The sequence below is a fragment of the Streptomyces sp. AC627_RSS907 genome (genome assembly GCF_019049165.1).
Genome location: NZ_JAGMUE010001378.1, coordinates 1 through 693, shown reverse-complemented (window position 1 = coordinate 693; position 693 = coordinate 1). Strand labels below are relative to the sequence as shown.

The window sequence follows — 693 nt, the reverse complement described above, 5'->3', positions numbered from 1 at the left end:
ACACGACGTGTGGCCGGGACTGCACTCCCGGTCACACGCCCGCACGGAGCGACGTTCCGCGAGCCCCTCGCACAACTCACTCCCACTCCGAAGGAGATCACCCATGCCCGCGTGGAGCAAGCGGCTCCCCGTCCTCCCCGGCGGACGCCGCTCGAAATGGGTCGTCCTGCTGGCCTGGCTGATCCTCGCGGTCGCCCTCGGGCCCCTGGCCGGCAAGCTCGGCGACGTCGAGGAGAACGGCCCGAACGCCTTCCTGCCGAGTGGCGCCGAATCGGCCCAGGTGAACACCGAGCTGGAGAAGTTCAGGGCCGACGAACTGACCGCCGCCGTCGCCGTCTACACCCGCGACGGCGGCCTCACCGCGGCCGACCGCGCCAAGGTCGCCGCGGACCGCGCCCGGTTCGCCGAGTTCGCCGCCGAAGGCCAGCGGGTCGCCCGGGCCGAGCCCTCCGCCGACGGCCAGGCCCTGATCACCACCGTCCCGCTGTCCGGGACCGACGGCCTGACCGACGACGTCGACGCGGTACGCGAGATCGCCGACGCGGACGCGCCACCGGGGCTCACCACCGAGGTCGGCGGCCCGGCCGCCTCCCTCACCGACACCGTCGAGGTCTTCAACTCCCTCGACTCCACCCTCATGATCATCACCGGCGCGGTGGTCGCGGCACTGCTGCTGATCACCTACCGCAGCCC

Annotated in this window: 1 protein-coding gene; it reads left to right on the top strand. The window is 72.7% G+C overall.

Going from position 1 to position 693, the window contains the following annotated elements:
• Positions 1-103 precede the first annotated feature (103 nt).
• Positions 104-693, top strand: a 590-nt coding sequence (locus KUM32_RS42010; protein ID WP_217146863.1) for an MMPL family transporter, incomplete at its 3' end; no start/stop codon positions are given.